We start from the raw sequence: 18,929 nt of genomic DNA on the forward strand, positions 1-18,929 counted from the left end.
CGTTCGTCATCGCCCTCAACGGCTTCGACGGACACCAGCCCTACACCCCCGACGAGGTGCGCGAGGCCCTGCAGATCGGCCCCGACACCCCGATCCTCACCACGGACGCCCGGCACCGTGCGGACGCCAAGAGCGCCCTCATCACGCTCGTCGAGCACGCGCTGATGGCCCGCCTGCGGTAGGGCTCACCGGCCCGGCAGCCATGCGGAAGGCCCCGCACTCCTTCGGGAGTGCGGGGCCTTCCGGGTTCTACGGGGCTTCTGGGGTCACGGAGCCTTCCGGGGCGCGGGGCCTGCCGGGTGACTCAGCCCTGCCACGAGTGCGGGGCGCGGAAGCCCGGGGTGCGCTCCAGGCGGCGCCAGCCCGCGGAGGTGCGGCCACGGTGGGCCGGGACGGCCTCGGGCTTCGCTGCGGCGCGGGCGAGCAGCACCGCGGTTATGGCGGCCAGCTCCTCGGGGTCGGCAAGACCCTTCTCGACGCGCAGCACGGACTCGGCAGGAGTGGTGCTCATATATGTGTCTCCGTCTTCTGGGCAGTGTCAGGCGGGCTGTGCGGGGCGATGGGACAGCCGCGGTTACTGCGGGGGGTTGCCGTGCTTGCGGGACGGCAGATCGGCGTGCTTGGACCGGAGCATCGCGAGCGAGGCGATCAGCACCTCGCGGGTCTCGGCGGGGTCGATGACGTCGTCGACCAGACCGCGCTCTGCGGCGTAGTACGGATGCATCAGTTCGGCCTTGTACTCCTTGACCATGCGGATCCGCATGGCCTCGGGGTCCTCGGCATCGGCGATCTGCCGACGGAAGATGACGTTGGCGGCACCCTCGGCGCCCATGACGGCGATCTCGTTGGTGGGCCAGGCGTAGGTGAGGTCGGCTCCGATGGACTGGCTGTCCATCACGATGTAGGCACCGCCGTACGCCTTGCGCAGGATCAGCGAGATCCTCGGCACCGTGGCGTTGCAGTACGCGTAGAGCAGCTTCGCACCGTGCCGAATGATTCCACCGTGCTCCTGATCGACGCCGGGCAGGAAGCCGGGTACGTCCAAAAGGGTGATGATGGGAATGTTGAATGCATCACACATCTGGACGAAACGGGCCGCCTTCTCCGACGCCTCGATGTCCAGGACACCGGCGAGGGACTGCGGCTGGTTGGCCACGATGCCGACGACCTGGCCGTCGAGCCGGGCCAGGGCGCAGATGATGTTGCGGGCCCAGCGCTCGTGGACCTCCAGGTAGTCGCCCTCGTCGACGAGCTCCTCGATGACCTTGTGCATGTCGTACGGACGGTTGCCGTCGGCCGGCACCAGGTCGAGCAGGACGTCGCCGCGCCGGTCGGCCGGGTCGTCGCTCGCCACGGTGGGCGGGTTCTCCCGGTTGTTCGACGGGAGCATCGACAGCAGGTACCGCACCTCGGCGATGCAGGTCTCCTCGTCGTCGTACGCGAAGTGCGCGACGCCCGACGTCTCGGCGTGCACATCGGCGCCGCCGAGGCCGTTCTGCGAGATCTCCTCACCGGTGACCGCCTTCACGACGTCCGGTCCGGTGATGAACATCTGGGAGGTCTCGCGGACCATGAAGACGAAGTCGGTGAGGGCGGGGCTGTACGCCGCGCCGCCCGCGCACGGGCCGAGCATCACGGAGATCTGCGGGATGACACCGGAGGCGCGGGTGTTGCGCTGGAAGATGCCGCCGTATCCGGCGAGTGCGCTGACGCCCTCCTGGATACGGGCACCGGCGCCGTCGTTCAGCGAGACCAGCGGAGCGCCCGCCGAGATGGCCATGTCCATGATCTTGTGGATCTTGGTGGCATGGGCCTCGCCCAGTGCGCCGCCGAAGATCCGGAAGTCGTGCGCGTAGACGAAGACCGTGCGGCCCTCGACCGTGCCCCAGCCGGTGATGACACCGTCGGTGTACGGCTTCTTCTCCTCCAGGCCGAACCCGGTCGCCCGGTGCCGGCGCAGCTGCTCGACCTCCTTGAACGAATCCGGGTCCAGGAGCAGCTCGATGCGCTCACGCGCCGTCAGCTTGCCCTTGGCGTGCTGTGCCTCGGTCGCCCGCTCACTCGGTCCGCGCCGCGCCTGCTCACGCAGCGCCAGCAGTTCGGCCACCCGGCCACGGGTGTCGGTCGGCTCGCCCGGGGTTTCGTCCACAACGGTCATGTATCGACCCTACGAAGCAGACCAAGGAAACTCTGCCGTCGACTCTGCACAGTCTCCTGACCCGATTCCTGGTGGAGCTGGACAGAACCGGAGCCCCATGCAGGCAAACCACCAGCCCTGAACGGTCCCGCTTTGTGAGAGACCCACAAAGCGGAACTGTGGTGTACGGCACACGCCGGTCACTCCGGGCGTATGGGCCGTTGGTGCGATCCGCACGTACGGGCGCCACCGGACGGGCGATCCCGGCGGATTCCCGGACCGATCCGCGGCGCAGCGGCGGGGCCCGCTACCGGACCTCGCAGCGCAGGCTCGCGCCCGCCGTCCCCGGGTCGACGCGCAGCACCAGCTGCCGGCCGGTGGCGAGGACCTCGATCCCCGGGTCCGCGGACACGACCTCGCGCACCGGACGCGCCCACACTACGTCCACGGGTACGCCGCTCCGGTCGGGCCCGCTCACACACACCGTCGTCGAGTGGCGCCCCTCCCGCACGAGGACGGCGGACGGGGCGCCGGCCGAGAGCGGGCCCGCCGTGCCGGGCTGCCAGAAGTTGGCGGCGGTGAGCCCCAGCGAGCGGACGGCTACGCCCTGCCGCTCGGCGGTGTTCGCCAGGACGGTCAGCCAGTGCCGGTCCGCGGCCCGGGCGGCGAGCGCGCGGCGGGATGCGCCGGGCATCAGCAGGTAGAGGTAGCCGGCGTCGGTGGGATCGGTGCCGTGGTCGAGCCAGAGGGTCTGCCAGTGGCGGGTGCGCCGCTCGGTGGAGCTGGTGGTGTTGATGTCGGACCAGGCACCGGTCCTGGCCTCCCGCAGCGTCCTCAGTTCGGCTCCGCCGGGCAGCACCCAGCCGCCGTGCCCTTCGAGGTGTGCCCAGCGCGGGCGGCGCCCGGCGTCGGTGGTGAACGCGGCGGAGGGTTCCGGGCCGAGGTTGCGGTTGTCGATGACGGTCTCGACCGGGCCCCCGTCGGTGGCGCTGATGCCCGCCCCGAGGCAGATGACGGCGTCGGCCGCGCAGAACCACGACTTGCGGGCCTGCAGGGTGGAGCCGAGGCCCTTGACGTGCTGTCCGACAGCGGCGAACTCGCCGTCGTGGACGCCGCCGACCCACTGGACGGCGGGCCGCGGTTCGCCCCATTCGCCGCCCTCACGGTCGGCGAGGCGCTTGGTCGAGACGGTGGTGCCGGGCAGCCGGTACCAGTCCACGGTCGGCCAGAACCAGTCGGTGTACTGGTCGCCCCCCGAGCGCCCCGGCCACCAGTAGAGCATTCCGGCCCCGGTGTGCCAGCCACGCGGGTTCTCGCCGTTGCCGCACTCGTACGAGCTGATCCGCTCCGACGCCATGGAGAGGTTGGCGACCCAGTCCGGACGGCGGTGCACGGCCCGGTCCATGGCGGCGAAGAGCGTGTGCCCGACGGGTTCGGGGGCGGCGGGGACGGCACTGGTGGCGACGGCCGCCAGCCGGGAGAGGTCGGCGACGCCGAACTGCGGGGCGGTGAGGAGCGGCGTCACGGTGTCCCGCTCGATCCACCCCTTCACCATCGCGTTCCACCGGTCCCGCTCGGCGGCGGAGGCGCCGCCGGCGAGGAGGGCGATGGCGGCGATCAGTCCCTGTCCATGGAAGTGGTCGCTGCGCATGATCTTGCGCTCGTCGCTCTTGAGCAGACCCCGGCTGATGGCGCGGCCGTTGACGCTGTCCATCATCAGACCGTCGTGGACGAGCGGCGCGTAGGCATGTTCGACGCTGTCGAGGATGATCTGCCGGTTGGGGTCGGTGACGGCCCAGCTGGACCCCGCGAGCAGCGCGAAGAGCCGGCCCAGACCGTCGAGCATGACCTGTCCGTACGTGCCCGAGTAGGCGATCCAGGTGTGCTGGACGAACGACCCGTCGGCGTAGAGGCCGTCGCCCTCCGTCACGTACGGGAAGACGGGCGAGAGGGCGTCGCGGGCCAGGGCGGTCTTCACGGGATCGCGGCCGAGGATGCCACGCAGGGCGACGGAACGGCACAGGTCGACGCGGTTGGCCCCGGTGGACGTGCCGCTGTAGTCGCCGAGCACGGCGTCCGGGACGAAGTGGTCCACGGCGGCGCAGGCGGCCTGCCGCTGTGCCCCGGTGAGGTGGTCGTGCAGGACGGCGACGATGTCCATCAGGAGGCGCGGGCTGCCGATCTGCCACTCCCACCAGTTCCCGTACCGGGCGGTGGCCGGGTTGTAGACCGTCGCGGCGAGGTGGTCGAGGCCGCGGACGATGTCGGCGAGGAGAGCGGTGTCACCGGTGTGGCCGGTCCCCTGCTGGGCGTAGGCCTGGGTCATCGTCCACAGGCGGCTGTAGCTCCCGGTGATCCCGGACGGCGGGTCGAAGGGCCGGTCGGGCCAGAGCGAGGTGGCGACGGGGGCCATGGTGGCGCGGAACCCGCCGGCGAGGTCGCCGGTCTCGGCGAGCCGGGAGGCGTAGGGCTCCGCGGCCGCGTCGTATCCGGTGCCGAGCGCGAGATCGACCCAGCGCAGCCGGAGGGTGTCGAACTCGTCGGCGGGTGCGTCGACGGCGCGGGCCTGTCCCGGCAGTGCCAGACCGAGTGCGGTGGCGGTGCCGGTGGCCAGAAAGGCACGGCGTGACCAGGCGGGCAGGAGTGACACAGCAAGACCTCCGGGACCTCAGTGGTGTGGACCGGGCGCCCGCCGGTTTAGCACGCGCCGGTAGGAACGGGAAGGGGGCGGGACCGGTCCCGCCCCCTTCCCGCCGCGGGATCGCTCAGCCGCCGCAGTGGAACCGCGCGTTGCCCCAGTCCGCGTGGTCGTTGCCGTTGCCGTCGCCGCCGTCAGCGACGAACAGTTCGACGTACTTGGCGCCGGTGACGTCCGCCGACAGCGACCAGGCGGTGTCGGCCGCCTTCAGCACCGGTGACTTCACCTTCTCCGCGCCGTCGGCCCTGACGCCGAACTGCACGCTGCCCGCGGTCTTCTGCACGTCGTCCACGCCCACCTCGGCGGTGAACGACGTGCACCGGCCGCCCAGGTAGTAGCGGATGCTCGCCGGGGCGTGGCTGCCGAGGCCCTTGGTGTAGACGGTGCCGCCGATCGTCAGCGGGGTACCGTCGCCGGTGCCCGTCTCACCGTTGGAGAGATCGCGCTCGACCGGCCCCCAGCCGTTGCTCGACGCCGTCCAGTCCAGGTCGCTGGCCCAGCTGTCCGTGGTGGGCGGCGGCGGCAGGGTGCGTACGGACGTCTGCGCGTCCAGGCTCCGCTTCGCCGCCGCGACGGTGTACGACGCCTGGGCACTCAGGTCGTACGACCGGTACTCGGCGTCCACCGGCGGCGTGACCTGCCAGCTGCCGGTGACCTCGGCGCCCGCCGCCACGGAGTCGAACGTGACGGCTCCCGTGGGCTCCGCCGTCCAGCCGTCGGGGACGGTGAGTCCGAGCGACACGTCGGTCGCGGCCGTCGCCTCGTAGTTGGTGAAGCTCGCACTGACGACGTTGGCCGTGCCCGGCTCCAGGGTCTCGGCGCCCGGGTCGATACCGAGCGTGCCGCAGGCGGCCCGGTCACCGTCCGGGGCCGGGCCGAGGTCGGTCACGGTGAACCCGTCGAGGACGAAGTCGGCGCCCTCGGGCGCGTCGTCGCGCTTGCGGAGTCCGGTCCAGGTGTCGCCGCAGCCCGCCGTGACGGTCTCGGTGAAGTGCCCGGTGGTGCGCTGCTGCCCGATCGCGGTGGTCCGGGTCTCGACCGAGTCGGGGTTGCCGTCGGCCGTGATCCGGTCGTAGCCGTCGACCCACTCGTAGGCGCCGGCGTGGCTGGACTGGTAGTCGTACTCGACCCGGTACCGGTGGCCGTCGGCCATCGGAACCGTCCACGGCGCCGTCCGGTAGACGAGTCCGCCGTTCTCCTCGTGGGACTTGAGGGACTCCTTGTCGCCGATCACGTCGTCGACGAGCTTCCCGTTCCAGCCGGCCTGGGTGTACGGGGCGTGCAGCCGGGAGATGACGGTCCGGGGGTCGGTGGCACCGCCCGCGTCGCCCTTGAGGAAGGGGCCCCAGCCCTGGTCGACGTCCTCGAAGTCCTCGTACACGACGGTGTTCTTCTTGGTCGCCGGGGCGTTGGCCACGACGCGTACGTCATCGGCCCGGACCGTTGCCGTGCCGCCCTTCGCCGCTTCGATCCGCAGGGTGGTGCGGCCGTTCGGCGGCGCGGTGAAGTTCACCTTGGCCCGCTGGAAGTACGTGCCGTGCCAGTCCGACGCGGCCACTTCGTCCTTGAGGGTGGAGCGGTCCACGGTGACGGATCTCCCGCCGGCCGAGAGCGTCGTGTGCCGGGTCTTCCCCGGTTCGACCTCGATCAGCGCGGAGGCGGTGTAGCGCGCGCCCGGCCTGAGCCCGGTGATCTGCTGCGCGACGGCGGCCGTGCCGTCGCCGGAGAGCTTCCCGCTGTTGCGGCCCTGGCCGTCGGTGTCACGGGCCACGGTGCCGGTCTTCGACCAGGCATCGAGCCCGTTGTCGTTGAAGCCCGGGTCGTCGACCGCACCGCCCTCGCCCCACTTCGGGTCGGCGGCGGAGGGCGCGTGGTCCGGGTAGAGGACGTACGGCTGTCCGGCGGTGGCCGTCAGCGTGATCTTCCCGTCGACGGGCCGGACCGTGCCGGTCCTGACCCGGCCGTTGTCGGTGAGCTCGTAGACGGTGTACGCGCCGGTGGACGGCACCGACCAGCTGCTCGTACCACCGGACTTGCTGTAGTGGTAAAGCTTCTTGCCGCCGTCCCACGGCAGCAGGTAGTCGGTGCCGCTGAGCACCTTGCGGCCGTGGTCGTAGAAAGTCCGCTTCCCGTCCTCGACCGTGCCGCGGACCCCGCCGGTGAAGGCGATGTCGTTGCCGTCCCAGCGGGTGATCTTCTGCTGCTGGAGGTACTTGGCGGGCAGGTTGCGCTGCCAGATGTTGTCGTAGAAGGCGTTCCAGTCGGTCTCACCGGTCCAGCCCTCGAACTCGTCGATGGCGCTCTGGCCGAGGACCGGGTCGTTGTTCCAGACGTCCTTCTCGCTGTTCCGGATGAACCGGATGATCTGCGAGTTGAGGCCCTTGTCGGTGGCGCCGCCGTAGTCGAGGTCGTTGGCCCAGTGCGACCAGAGGGAGCCGCGCTCGAACTTGTCGGCCCACTCGGTGGCCACGTTCCAGCCCTGCCGCTGCACGGCCTGGAGAGTCTTGTCGGCTATCCAGCCGTGCGTGTAGTAGACGTCGATGTAGAGCAGGCTGAGGTTGGGGTCCGTCTCGTCGCGCAATTGCTGGAAACGGCGGGCCAGGCTGCCGCTGTTGATGTCGTTGCGCTGGTCGATGTAGTAGCTCTGGCCCAGCCAGTTCCAGCCGGGCTTCGTCTTGTCGACCAGCGTCTCGTCGAAGGCGTCGGCGTCCGGGTACGCCTCGGTGGCGTTGACGTGGACGCCGAAGGTGGCACCCCACTTCTTGCCGTCCTTGAGCAGGGTGTTGAGGTCCTTCAGCCCGCCGGCGCGCCGGTTGTAGTCGCCGCCGTAGTCGGGGTGGGCGGAGTCGTGGCCCTCGGAGGCATATCCCTTGAGCAGCGCCAGCTGTCCGAGTCCGTCGGTGGCGAGGGAGACCCGCTTGACGTCGTCGAGAGTACGCAGGAACGGGTGTGTGGCCTGACTGGCGAAGTTGAACGGGATGTGGGTGACGACCCGGTCCGCCGTCTTGTCGCTGCCCGGTGCGGTGATGCCTATGGTGCGGAACGCGACGGCGCCGTCCTGCCAGTCGACGGTCTTGTCGCCGTTGGCATCAGGGGTGACGACGACCTTGGCCCAGGGCAGGTTCGCGCCGCTCTCCGGCTGCGGAGCGCCGTCGCCCCGGTAGGTCCACTGCCCGGACCAGACGCCGACCCGGACGCTGCCGTCGTCGGCCTTGCGGGCCTGGTGCCAGAACCGGGCGTCGTCGCCGCCGGTGGCACCGGAGGGCTTGTCGTACGAGGAGTTGGACTCGACGGCCGCGGCGAGCGAGCCGGTGTTGACGATCGCGTAGGAGGCGCCGACCGGTGCCTTGTCGACGGCGGTGCCGGCGGTGACGTCGGCGAAGACGTCGGCGGTCCGGGTCGAGTCCGGGTCGAGCCGGGTGAACGCGGTTGCCGCTCCGGTCTCCGTGGAACCGACGGAGACCAGGTCGTGACCCGGGATGTCGATGGTGCCGACCCGGAACGCCTCGGTGTCACGGACGGCCGTGACCTTGAAGGTGGTGGCCCGGCCGGAGACCGAGAGCGAGGCGTCGATCTCGACGCCGGGCAGGTCCGGAAAGGTGAGCGTGTACCGCGCGGTCGTGCCGGTGACCTTGGGGGCGGCCTTCGGCTTAACCGCGTGCGCGGCGCCGTTGAGGGTGACGGCGGTGACCGGCTGGGTACTGCCGAGCAGCCGGCCGCCGCCGGCCCGGTCGGTGTACGACAGGACGCGCGGGAAGTCGTCGGCGACCACGACCGAGAGCTGCGGGGAGCCGATGACAGCGGCGCCCGCGGGGGCGGCCGGGCCGGCTGCGGCGGGTGGCGGGGCGGCGGCTGCGGCGGGGAGTGCGGTCCCCACCAGCGCCAGGACGGCGGCAGAGGCGGCGGCGACGGCGCCCGCCGAAGTGAATCTTCGCGACATGTGCCCTGAGTAGTCCCACTGTCGGGACACCGTCAACGACGTGCGGCCCCGAGGGACGTTCCAGTCCAACAACCGCGATGCGTTAGTCCAAGTGGGGGTACGCAGGTCGGGGCGGGCGCAGCGTTCACTTCCTGACCACTGCGACCGGTCTCGCCTCGGCCATACTCGCCAAGTACCGGTGCAACCAGTCGAGTTGTGAAGACTTTCGTTTCTTGAGAGCGCTCTCAGTCACAACCCTTGACGCTCGCCACGGCCATCGCAAGAGTGGTGCGCACCGCGGACGCCCCAGCTCCACATCCCCGCACGATCGTTCCGTCCGCGGTTCCCCACACCTCAGGAGTCCCCCGTGATTTCGCGCAGACTGTTCCTGACGGGCGCCGCCGCGACCGCAACCGCACTCACCTACCCCGCCTGGGGAAGCGCCCTCAGCCCACACGCCTCGGCGGCGGCCGCGACCTGTGAACTGGCCCTGGAGAACCGGTCGTTGCCCGGCACGGTCAACGCCTATGTCACCGGCCACGAGCAGGGCACCGACCGCTGGGTGCTGCTCCGGGCCGACGGCAGCCTCTACCACCCCGACTCCCCCGCCGCCCCGCAGACCCCGCTCCCGGTGGACTGCGCCATCCCGCTCAAGGCGGCGGGCGCCGGGCCGGTCGTTCTGACTCTCCCTCAGATGTACGGCGCCCGCGTCTATTTCGTACGCGACGACAAGCTCGACTTCTACCTGAACCCCGGCCCCGCCCTGGTCGAGCCGGCGTTCGCAACGTCCACCGACGCGAACTACGGGCGGACCTGGTCGTTCTGTGAGTTCACCTTCAATCCGCAGCAGCTGTACGCCAACATCAGCTACGTCGACCTGGTCACCGCGCTCCCGATCGGCCTGACCCTGGAGGGCGACACCACGCACACGGTCGCACCGCTGCCCGACGGCGCCGTGCAGCGGATCGCCGACGGCCTGACCGCCCAGGCGGCCGCCGACGGGCAGCCCTGGGACAAGCTGGTGACCCGCGGCGCGAACGGCAGCGTACTGCGGGTCGTCTCGCCGCAGAACCTGATGGCGCCGTACTTCGACCGGCCGGACCAGATGCCGTTCCGGGACCTGTTCACCGCGCAGATCGACCAGGTCTGGGAGAAGTACCGGAGCACGGACCTGCGCATCGACCTCCAGGGCGGCCGGGGCGTACGGACCGGCCGGGTCGGCGGCGACACGCTGACCTTCGACGGCGGGCACACCTTCACCAAGCCGGTGTCGAAGGACATCTTCACCTGCAACCACGGGCCGTTCACCAACAACCCGGGCGACTCGGACGACAAGAAGGCGCTGCTGGCGCGGCTGGCGGCGGGCTTCAACCGGTCGATCATGCTCTCGCACCCGGACCAGCCGAACGGCACTTCGGTGGCGGACTACTACCAGGGCGCGGTGACGAACCACTGGTCGCGCGTGGTGCACGCGAACACCCCGATCGGGTACGCGTTCCCGTACGACGACGTCCGTCCGGACGGGCAGCCGGACGTCTCGGGCGCGGCGAACGACGGCAATCCGCAGCGGTTCACGGTGAGCGTGGGTTCCTGACGCCGGCCGAGAACCACGGGTGCCCCCTGTCCGGCGGGACAGGGGGCACCCGTTTGCGGCGGATCAGCAGCCGCCGCAGTTGTAGTAGGTCGCGTCCCAGTGGCTGCCCTCGTCCGCGTAGACGTTCCCCGAGCCGGACTGGTACTGCGGGTAGCCGTCGCCCCGCAGACCGATGTAGGTGAACGCGCTGTGGACGTAGTTGGTGAGGCAGGTGGTCTTGCCGAAGTCGAGCTTGTAGCCGTTCCAGTGCGAGTACGTGCCGCTGGCGTGACCGGTCTCGGTGCCGCCGGTGATGTTGAGGGCGCAGCCCGTGGCGCTCTTGAGCGTCTGGGCACCCTGGGCGGTGGCCAGGTTGAGCTGGTCGAAGGACGTGCAGGTGGACACGTTCCGGTTGGAGCAGCCGCCGGAGGACGACCAGGTGATGCCCGACGAGCTGAACCGGGCCGTCGCCTGGGCGTGGGTGAGCTTGGTGACGGCGTGCGCCTCGGTGGCGCCGCTGCCGAAGGCGCCGACGCCGGGGACGAAGAGGGCGCCGAGGACGAGCGCGAGTGCGGTGAGTACGGGGCGCAGCGTCATACGGGATGACATGGGGGACTCCTCCTGCTCATGACAACAAGGGCAGGGAGATACTGCCCGAGTTCTACGCGCGTCCGCCAGAGGGCATCGCATGGCCGCCCGGCAAACTTCCACGGCCCCGGCGAACGGATCATGCACCGGATGTTGAACTTTGAACAAGATGGGTCTACAGTGAATGTCGTTGAAGGTTAAACAACAACTTCGACGATCACCCGATCACGTCCCCCGAGGAGGAGCCATGGCTCTGTTCAACCGCAAGTCCACCGCCGCCCCGTCCGCCACCGCCGCCGTCGCCGTGGACCCGGCACTGGCCGCTCTGACCGGCGAGTACGTGATCGACCCGGCTCACAGCAGCATCGGCTTCACCGTCCGTCACGCCATGGTCACCAACGTCCGCGGCGCCTTCGGCGAGCACGAGGGCACCCTGAAGCTGGACGGCGCCGCCCCGCACAACTCGACCGCCTCCATCGACGTCAAGATCGCCAGCGTCGACACCGGCATCGCCGACCGTGACGGCCACCTGGTCAGCGGAGACTTCTTCGACGCCGAGAAGTTCCCCCTGATGACGTTCCGCTCCTCCCAGGCGGAGCAGCTCGGCGGCGACAAGTACCGGATCACCGGCGACCTCACCATCAAGGACGTCACCCGCCCGCTCACCATCGACCTGGAGTTCAACGGCTCCGCCACGGACGTCTACGGCAGCGAGCGCGTCGGCTTCGAGGGCAGCGCCGAGATCCTCCGCTCCGACTGGGGTCTGACCTGGAACGCGGCGCTGGAGACCGGCGGCGTCATGGTCAGCGACAAGGTGAAGCTGAACTTCGACATCTCCGCCATCAAGGCCGCCGCCCCGCAGGCCTGACACCCCGGGGTGGCCACACCCCGAACCGAGAGCGCCCGCCCTCCGTCCCCCGCACCGGGGAGGGAGGCGGGCGCTCGGCGTTTCGTTCCCGGGGAAATTCGAACCCGTCGGCCGGAGGAATTGTTTTACATTTCTCCAACCCTGCGCACCGGCCACGGGATCTCCCGGCACCCGACCTCAGTCCGTTTCACGAATTCCCGAGAGATCCCGGAAAGCCGGCGGGAAATACCCGGAGCCGCCGGGCCACTCACCGTGCGGACGGCCCGGCGCCGCACACGGCGCGCCCGCGGGCGCCCCCGACCGCCGTTTGACGGACGGTCAGTTTTGGATCCGGGCGCCTTGCGCCGTATCGCCCTCCTTTCCGACTCTCCGAAAGTTTCGCAATCTCACCGATTCAAGTCGGATCGAGCAAGGCTTCTTGACACCCCTAACCGGCCCGCTTACCGTCACCGCCACAGCGTGCGTGGATCATTTTGATGGAGGGGACAGAGCCCATGGCTCGAAAGTTTTCGATCGTCGGCGTGGCCGTGACAGTGGCTGTCGCAGCCACAGTGGCGACGGCTTCTGCTGTAGGAGCCGTGGACACGAAGGGGGCACCCAAGGCGCCGGGAGTGACCGTCGGCGCACAATCACAGCAATTGCAGAAGCACTGGGTGAATACCTGGACATCCATGCCGCAGTTGACCGAGCCCTCCAATATGCCGCCCGCGCCGTTCACGCAGGACAACCTGGTCCTCGCCGACAGCACCCTGCGACAGACCGTCCATATGTCGGTCGGCGGACAGCAGATGCGACTGCGCATTTCCAACGCGTTCGGAGGGGCGGCACTGCCCATCACCGCGGTCACTGTCGCGCTCCCGGCAGGCGGGCGGGCCGGCGACAGTGCGATCCAGCCGGGGACCTCCCGCAAGGTGACCTTCCACGGCCGGTCGTCCGCGGTCGTCCCGATCGGTTCTCAGATCGTCTCCGATCCGCTGGACTTCGACCTGGCGCCCGGGTCCAACCTTTCCGTGACGATCTACCTGGCAGAGGGCCAGGCGTCGAACAGCATCACGTCGCACCCCGGGTCGCGGACCACGTCGTACATGCTGACCGGCAACCATGTCGGTGACACCGACCTGGCCGGGGCCACGTCGACCGCCCACTGGTACTTCCTGAGCGGCGTCGAGGTGTGGTCCGGGAACACCACCGCGTCGGCCGTGATGCTGGGCGACTCGCTCACCGACGGCCGGGGCTCCCTCACCAACATGAACAACCGCTGGCCGGACCTGCTGCAGGACCGCCTCCGGACGCACCGGGACACAGCCGGCGTCGCCGTCCTCAACCAGGCGGCCGGTGGCAACCGGGTGCTGAACGACGGCCTGGGCCCCAACGCGCTGTCACGGGTGGACCGTGACGTGCTCGCGCAGAGCGGTGTCGAGTGGCTGCTCGTGTTCGAAGGTGTCAACGACATCGGCACGGCCGATGCCACGGAGGCCGCCCAGAAGCAGGTGGCGGACGATCTGATCGCGGCCTACGACCAGATCATCGTCCGCGCGCACACGCAAGGGATCCGGGTCTACGGGGCGACGATGACGCCCTTCGGGGGCAACAACCCGTACGACGACCCGGACGGATACCGCGAGGCGGCCCGGCAGAAGGTCAACAAGTGGATCCGGACCAGCGGCCGGTTCGACAGCGTGATCGACTTCGACCGCGTGGCGCGTGACCCGCAGAAGCCGGCCCAGATCCTGCCGGCCTACGACGACGGTGACCATCTGCACCTGAACCCGACCGGTTACCAGGCGCTGGCCGACGCCGTCCCGTCCTCGCTGTTCCACCAGCAGCCGCTTCCGCGGGACTTCGGATTCAACTAGGGCGTTTTTCGGGACGGTCGGCCGGCTGATCCGCCGTCGGTGAACCGGCAGGCTGCCTCCAGGCCTTGACCGTGGAGGCGGTTTCGGGGCTGTGCGTTCCGCCCCGCAACCGAAGCAGGGACGTCCCAGGACGATCAGCAGCCAGGTGCGCTCCAGGGCGGAAGCGTCCGGCGGCGGATCGCACCTGGGACGACCGCGCGGGCACGGAGCCGTGACGCGGCTGCGTGCCCATAGGGGACCACATCCCGGCACCGGACGGCGGTCACTCACTCCCCGGGCGCGCCGCCGCGCGGACCGGCCGCGCCGCCGGCCGGTGGTGGGGGCGGCCGGCCGGTGAAGGAGCGCAGGGCCAGCTCGACCCTGATCTCCTCGCTGTCCAGGAGCGACTGCAGCCGGCGCAGGACGATGTCGTCGATGCTGCGCTGGTCGCGCAGACGGATCAAGGCGGCGCGTTTGACGCCGATCAGGGCGCGGCGCAGTTCGAGCTCGGCCCGTACGCCGGGGCCGGTGGTGTCGGGCAGTCCCGCGTCCTCGGCTGCGTGCAGGCGCAGTTCGCTCATGATGGCGTCGGCGGTCTCCGACGGCGTCTCCAGGCGGTCGGCGTGGTCGGGAAGGGCCTCCAGCGCGGCAGTGACGATCTGGCGATGGGCGCGGCGTTCCTCGTCGGTCTCGTCGGGATCACCGCGCAGTCCGGCCCAGCGGATCACCGCGGGCATGGTCGTCCCCTGGAGGACCAACGTGACGAGGATGACGGTCACGGCGGTGAAGACCAGCAGGCCGTGGCCGGCGAGCGGCCGGCCCGCGACCGTGGTGGCCGGGACGGCGAGGGCTGCTGCCAGTGACACCGCCCCGCGCACCCCGCTCCAGGCGATGGGGAACCTCTGCCGGGCGCCGGAGCGCAACGTGCGCTGGACCGGGCGGCGGTCGACGGCGCGGATGAGGTAGGGCACCGAGTACAGCCACAGCAGGCGAGTGGCGATCACCACGCCACTGACCAGCAGGGCGGTACCGGCCGCGTGCCCCGGAGGGACGGAGCCGATCGCACCGACGATGGCGGGTGTCTCGATACCGACCAGGACGAACAGGGCACTGTTGAGGATGAAAGTGCTCACCTCCCAGAAGGCGGTGATCTGCACTCTCGCGCCCGCGCTGATCACCTTGGGGCCCGCCTGGCTGAGCATGAGACCGCAAGTGACCACCGCCAGGACGCCGGAGACGCCCGAGGCTTGCGCGGGCAGATAGGTGGCGAACGGGGTGAGCACGCCCAGGGCGCTCTCCACCAAGCGGTCGTGCAACCGCCTGCGCAGTGCCACCACGACGACGGCGCAGGCGGCGCCGATCGCGACACCGCCGGCGTAGACCAGCAGGAAACGTGCGGCGGTGCCCGTCCAGGTGACGGCCTGCCCCTGGACGGCGACCCCGACCACCACCGCGTAGAGAGCGAGCGCGGTGCCGTCGTTGATCAGGCTCTCCGCTCGGAGAACGGTCCGGATCCGGCGGGGCAGGCCCCGGGCGACCGTCGCCACGGCGATGGCATCGGTGGGGGCGACGACGGCGCCCAGGACGAAGGCGAGCGGCCAGGAAAGGCCCAGTGCGTGCCCCACCGCAGCCACGGCGGCGGCGGTGGCCAGCACCAGCCCGGTCGCGAGGAGCACGATGGCGCGCACGTTCTTCCGGATCTCGCGGAGCGAGGTGGACAGCGACTCCCAATAGAGCAGGGGCGGCAAGAACAGCAGCAGGACGACCTCAGGCGGCAGTACCAGTCTGCGGAACTCGGGGGTGAGCCCGATCAGGCAGCCGCCCGCCACCAGCAGGACCGGCTCGTTCCAGCGCAGGCGGCGAGCCAGCCACGTCATGGCCAGCACGGCCGCGAGGACCACCACGGTGACTTCCAGGCCCCGCATCCGGAACCGCCTTCCCGATGGGGCAGGCGCCCCTTCCCTGGTGCCCGCCGAGTCCCCGGTGCCCTGCGGGCCGAGGCGTGCGCAACCCCTGCCTCCCCTACTCAACAGCTGCCCGGCGCTCGGACATGGGAGGCATGCGGCGAGGGAGTGCCGTATGGGCCTCACCTGCTCGTGCCTGCCCGGCCGGAGCGGGCGGTTCAGCCCTGCGCGAGGTCGGCCAGGGCGTCGAGACGGGTGGGTGTCCAGCCGAGCTCGCGGTGGGCCCGGGCGGCGGTGAGCTGCTGGTCGAGGGCGAACGCCTCGGCGATCGGGCCCATCCGCTGCAGTGCCTGCTCAAGGGTCAGCGACTCGATCCTGCCCGGGCATCCGGCGGCGTGACTGAGGGCCCGGGTGATCTCCGCCAGCGGGAGGTTCTGTCCGCCGACCCCCGCATAGACGGAACCGGCCTGCGCGTTCAGGGCCAGGACGAACAGCTCGGCGATGTCGTCGACATGAACCAGCGCCCAGTGGTTGGAGCCGTCCCCGATACAGGGCACGGCACCGGCGGTGCGCCCCGGCTCGACGAAGAACGACTGCACCAGCCCGCCGGAACGGCCGTGGACCAGCCCTGGCATCACCACCACCGGACGCCCGCCGGTGACGGCCCGGGCGAGCACCCGCTTCTCGTTCTCCGTCCGCCAGGCGGTGATGCGCGGCGGGTCCAGCGGGGCCTCCTCGTCGACGATCCCGTCGGTGTCGCCGTACACCCACACCCCACCGGTGTGCACATACGGGCGGCTTCCCGCGCCGTCCTGCAGTGCCTCCGCCGCGGCGCGGTCGACGTCCGCCGTGCCCTCGGCGTAGTCCACCCCGAGATGGATCACCGCGTCGGCCCGGCCGGCCGCCTCCCGAAGGACATCGGTGTCGATGAGCGTCCCCGTGACGGGGGTGGCGCCGAGGTCCGACACGGTGCGCGCGGAGTGCTCGCTGCGCGCCAGGGCCGTCACCTCGATCCCGTGCCGGGTCAGCGCCTCGATGGTGGAGCGGCCGATATAGCCGGAGCCGCCTGTGATGAAGACCTGCATCGCCCTCACGATCCCTTTCAGATGGTGGCGGCCGCGGTCGACAGCGGAAGGGAGACCGCCGCGGTCGTCCGCACGGCCGGGCCCAGCGCCTGACGGAGCCGATCGGTGTGGGGCGGTGGCACTCAGAAGCCGCCGCCGAAGTCGCCGCCACCCCCGAAATCGCCGCCCCCGCCGTCTCCCCCGCCCCCGAAGTCGGACGAGTCGAAGTCGGAGCCTGAGTAGTCACCGCCCGAGTATTCGCCGGCGCCGTCGCCGAAGTCGCCGCCGCCGTACTCCGCCGCGTAGGCCGGGGACGAGAGCGCCGAGCCGAGGAGCGTGCCCACCAGCAGGCCTGGGAGCAGGCCGCCGCCGAAGTATCCGCCCGCCCACGGGCCGTAGGCCGGGCCCGCCTCCCAGTACGGGCGGCGACCGCCGTCGCCCGTGTCGACCGTGCGGCTCCACGGGTCCTCGCCGTCGCGCAGCCGGACCTCGTCCGCGCCGCAGACCGGGACCTGGCGCGCCGCGCCGCCGGACGGGGTCCAGGTGGCGTCCGCCACCGACGGGCCGTGGCGTGGGTCGAAGAAGCACGGAGGGCGGCGGTCCGGGAGCGGGCGGCCCGCGCGGCGGGCCTCCAGGACCGCGAGGGAGAACCTGCCGTCCTCCAGCGCCTGGGTGACCGCGCGCACCTCGGACGGGTGCCGGGCCTGTTCCATACGGGACTTCGCGCTCTCGTACGAGTCGAGTGCCCGCTCGTAGTCGGCGCGCATCGCGTCGTCGGCGCCCGCCTCCCCCGGGTGGAAGTCCAGCCGGTCGAGCGTTTCGCCGTACGCGGTGATGTCCTCGTCCACGACGACCCGGAGCCTGTCGAGCGCGGCCCGCTCCTCCGCCTCCTTCCGCAGGCGCCTGCGGCGGACGACCGCGAACGCGGCGCCGCCGCCGATCACGACGACCGCGCCGACGGCGATCAGTCCGGCCGCGCCGGAGCCCGTGTCGTTCGTGCCGCCGCTCCAGGAGGCGGGGGCGTGGCCGCGCGCCTGGGCGACGGCCTGGTCGACGTAGGCGGTCAGCTGGGTCGCGGCGTCGGCATCGGTGCCGGGGGCCTGCAACGCCGCGGAGAGGTTCTGCCGGGCGGCGACGGAGAGGACCGATCGGTCGGCGCCCAGCTTGAACGTGTCGCCGAGGCGGATCCCGTACGCACCGGTGATCCCCGTGTCGTTGCGCAGCGTCCGCAGCACCGTGTTCTCGGGGAACGCCGAGGTCTTCGGCAGCACTGCCACGAAGACGGGCCTGTCGGCGTCCTTGATCTTCTTGGCCAGGGCATCGGCCTGACCGGCGGGCAGCTGGTCCGCCGCTGCCGGATCGACATACACGGGGCCCTGGCGCAGCGCCCTCGCCACGTCCTCGACCGTCGTGGCGGCCGGTGCGGCCGGGCCCATCGCCGACGCGGCCCCCGACAGGACCAGCATCAGGCCCGCCAGGAGCACCGGGATCAGCAGAGCGAGGAACGGTCTGTTCCGCATACCTCGAACGTAACCCGGCCGGACGGTATGCGCGATCACCGGACCGCAGGAAGCACATCACCGCGGAGCGCCCCGCCGTACGTCCCGGCACATGCGGCATATTTGATCCATCGATTACCGAATGGCCGCAGATCCTCTGAAGCGACCATTCCACTCGAAATCCACGGACCCGATCCGATGAATCAGCTCTGCCCGGCGCGACCGCAAGAGAATTAAATTGACATACCACAGTACCCACCCGTAACATCCGACCGAGAAAAACGGGGAATGCCGCTGTCCGACATCACACACACGGCGGCCGCGGATAATAAATTCCGCAGGGGGACAGGAGAAAAATGAAAAAGCGAATGAAATTCGGCGTGCTCGCCGCCGGCGCTCTGCTGGTCACGACGCTCGGAGTGAATCCGGCAAGCGCCGCCGACCGTTACATGAGCTGCTACACCACCGGATCCAGCGGCTCCGTGGAACTGAACGGGTGGAACGCCACGGGCCCGATCTCGTCCGTCGTCATGAAGGTCTACGACGAGGCGTCCGACGGTCACCACGCGCGGATCCGCCTCGCGACGGGCGCGGCCAACGGGGTCGACTGGAACTATTTCCCGTGGCACTCCGATACGGACGGATTCGGGACGTACAAGACCTTCAACTCGTCCATTCCGTCCGTACCCAATGGACACATCGGCAGTGTCAAGCTCCAGGTGGCCACCTTCGAGCACGACACGCTGCTGAATTACTGCGAGAAGTGGATAGACAATCCGAACCCCTCGTAGGTAGTGATTGATTTCCCCGGCGGGGGGGGGGGGGGGGGTGGGGCTGGGCTGGG

The 18,929-nt window shown here is 70.5% G+C and carries 12 protein-coding genes and 1 pseudogene; 5 read left to right on the forward strand and 8 right to left on the reverse strand.

Translation table 11 applies throughout. The annotated features are described in order from the left end of the window. Window positions 1-182: pseudogene (locus tag ACFVXE_RS36820) on the forward strand (ATP-binding protein); the annotation flags it as partial. Between the two features lie 122 nt (window positions 183-304). Here the strand turns inward: ACFVXE_RS36820 and ACFVXE_RS36825 are convergent. From ACFVXE_RS36825 to ACFVXE_RS36840, 4 genes are all read right to left on the reverse strand, one after another. After that, on the reverse strand, window positions 305-511 hold the full coding sequence (locus ACFVXE_RS36825; RefSeq protein ID WP_389677905.1) for an acyl-CoA carboxylase subunit epsilon: 207 nt from the start codon (window positions 509-511) through the stop codon (window positions 305-307). Between the two features lie 63 nt (window positions 512-574). Then, complete coding sequence (locus ACFVXE_RS36830) at window positions 575-2,158, reverse strand: acyl-CoA carboxylase subunit beta (protein WP_389677907.1); 1,584 nt, start codon at window positions 2,156-2,158, stop codon at window positions 575-577. A gap of 286 nt (window positions 2,159-2,444) precedes the next feature. Continuing rightward, window positions 2,445-4,778, reverse strand: a complete 2,334-nt coding sequence (locus ACFVXE_RS36835; RefSeq protein WP_389677925.1) for a polysaccharide lyase 8 family protein — start codon at window positions 4,776-4,778, stop codon at window positions 2,445-2,447. A 124-nt stretch (window positions 4,779-4,902) separates the two neighbouring features. Continuing rightward, window positions 4,903-8,775 (reverse strand): endo-alpha-N-acetylgalactosaminidase family protein, encoded by a 3,873-nt coding sequence (locus ACFVXE_RS36840; protein ID WP_389677908.1) that lies wholly within the window; start codon window positions 8,773-8,775, stop codon window positions 4,903-4,905. 346 nt (window positions 8,776-9,121) lie between these two features. On the opposite strand from ACFVXE_RS36840, the gene ACFVXE_RS36845 reads away from it, so the two are divergent. Further along, a complete protein-coding gene (locus tag ACFVXE_RS36845) occupies window positions 9,122-10,348 on the forward strand; it encodes a glycoside hydrolase family 64 protein (RefSeq protein WP_389677910.1) in 1,227 nt (408 codons plus the stop codon). Window positions 10,349-10,411: 63 nt separating this feature from the next. Here ACFVXE_RS36845 and ACFVXE_RS36850 read toward each other — a convergent pair whose 3' ends face one another. Further along, window positions 10,412-10,936 carry a hypothetical protein gene (locus ACFVXE_RS36850; protein WP_389677911.1) on the reverse strand — a complete coding sequence of 175 codons (525 nt, stop codon included), beginning with the start codon at window positions 10,934-10,936 and terminating at the stop codon, window positions 10,412-10,414. 226 nt (window positions 10,937-11,162) lie between these two features. Between ACFVXE_RS36850 and ACFVXE_RS36855 the strand changes: the two genes are divergently transcribed. Further along, a complete protein-coding gene (locus ACFVXE_RS36855; protein WP_389677913.1) occupies window positions 11,163-11,783 on the forward strand; it encodes a YceI family protein in 621 nt (206 codons plus the stop codon). A gap of 494 nt (window positions 11,784-12,277) precedes the next feature. Continuing rightward, window positions 12,278-13,639 (forward strand): SGNH/GDSL hydrolase family protein, encoded by a 1,362-nt coding sequence (locus tag ACFVXE_RS36860; RefSeq protein WP_389677915.1) that lies wholly within the window; start codon window positions 12,278-12,280, stop codon window positions 13,637-13,639. Between the two features lie 266 nt (window positions 13,640-13,905). Here the strand turns inward: ACFVXE_RS36860 and ACFVXE_RS36865 are convergent, their stop codons facing one another. The 3 genes from ACFVXE_RS36865 to ACFVXE_RS36875 form a co-directional block, all read right to left on the reverse strand. Further along, window positions 13,906-15,543 carry a Na+/H+ antiporter gene (locus ACFVXE_RS36865; RefSeq protein WP_389677917.1) on the reverse strand — a complete coding sequence of 546 codons (1,638 nt, stop codon included), beginning with the start codon at window positions 15,541-15,543 and terminating at the stop codon, window positions 13,906-13,908. 197 nt (window positions 15,544-15,740) lie between these two features. After that, window positions 15,741-16,607, reverse strand: a complete 867-nt coding sequence (locus ACFVXE_RS36870) for an NAD-dependent epimerase/dehydratase family protein (protein WP_389677919.1) — start codon at window positions 16,605-16,607, stop codon at window positions 15,741-15,743. 122 nt (window positions 16,608-16,729) lie between these two features. Further along, entirely contained in the window at window positions 16,730-18,106 is a 1,377-nt protein-coding gene (locus ACFVXE_RS36875; protein WP_389677921.1) for a hypothetical protein, read from the reverse strand. A 335-nt stretch (window positions 18,107-18,441) separates the two neighbouring features. On the opposite strand from ACFVXE_RS36875, the gene ACFVXE_RS36880 reads away from it, so the two are divergent. After that, window positions 18,442-18,876: a hypothetical protein gene (locus ACFVXE_RS36880; protein ID WP_389677923.1), complete on the forward strand. Its 435-nt coding sequence runs from the start codon at window positions 18,442-18,444 to the stop codon at window positions 18,874-18,876. The last annotated feature ends 53 nt before the right edge of the window (window positions 18,877-18,929 follow it).

The sequence above is a fragment of the Streptomyces sp. NPDC058231 genome, from assembly GCF_042882275.1.
GTDB lineage: Bacteria > Actinomycetota > Actinomycetes > Streptomycetales > Streptomycetaceae > Streptomyces.

Bases quoted from the DNA above. Each gene is read 5' to 3' on its own strand.
- ACFVXE_RS36825 (WP_389677905.1), bottom strand. From the start codon at position 511: ATGAGCACCACTCCTGCCGAGTCCGTGCTGCGCGTCGAGAAGGGTCTT.
- ACFVXE_RS36830 (WP_389677907.1), bottom strand. From the start codon at position 2,158: ATGACCGTTGTGGACGAAACCCCGGGCGAGCCGACCGACACCCGTGGC.
- ACFVXE_RS36840 (WP_389677908.1), bottom strand. From the start codon at position 8,775: ATGTCGCGAAGATTCACTTCGGCGGGCGCCGTCGCCGCCGCCTCTGCC.
- ACFVXE_RS36850 (WP_389677911.1), bottom strand. From the start codon at position 10,936: ATGTCATCCCGTATGACGCTGCGCCCCGTACTCACCGCACTCGCGCTC.
- ACFVXE_RS36855 (WP_389677913.1), top strand. From the start codon at position 11,163: ATGGCTCTGTTCAACCGCAAGTCCACCGCCGCCCCGTCCGCCACCGCC.
- ACFVXE_RS36860 (WP_389677915.1), top strand. From the start codon at position 12,278: ATGGCTCGAAAGTTTTCGATCGTCGGCGTGGCCGTGACAGTGGCTGTC.
- ACFVXE_RS36865 (WP_389677917.1), bottom strand. From the start codon at position 15,543: ATGCGGGGCCTGGAAGTCACCGTGGTGGTCCTCGCGGCCGTGCTGGCC.
- ACFVXE_RS36870 (WP_389677919.1), bottom strand. From the start codon at position 16,607: ATGCAGGTCTTCATCACAGGCGGCTCCGGCTATATCGGCCGCTCCACC.
- ACFVXE_RS36875 (WP_389677921.1), bottom strand. From the start codon at position 18,106: ATGCGGAACAGACCGTTCCTCGCTCTGCTGATCCCGGTGCTCCTGGCG.
- ACFVXE_RS36880 (WP_389677923.1), top strand. From the start codon at position 18,442: ATGAAAAAGCGAATGAAATTCGGCGTGCTCGCCGCCGGCGCTCTGCTG.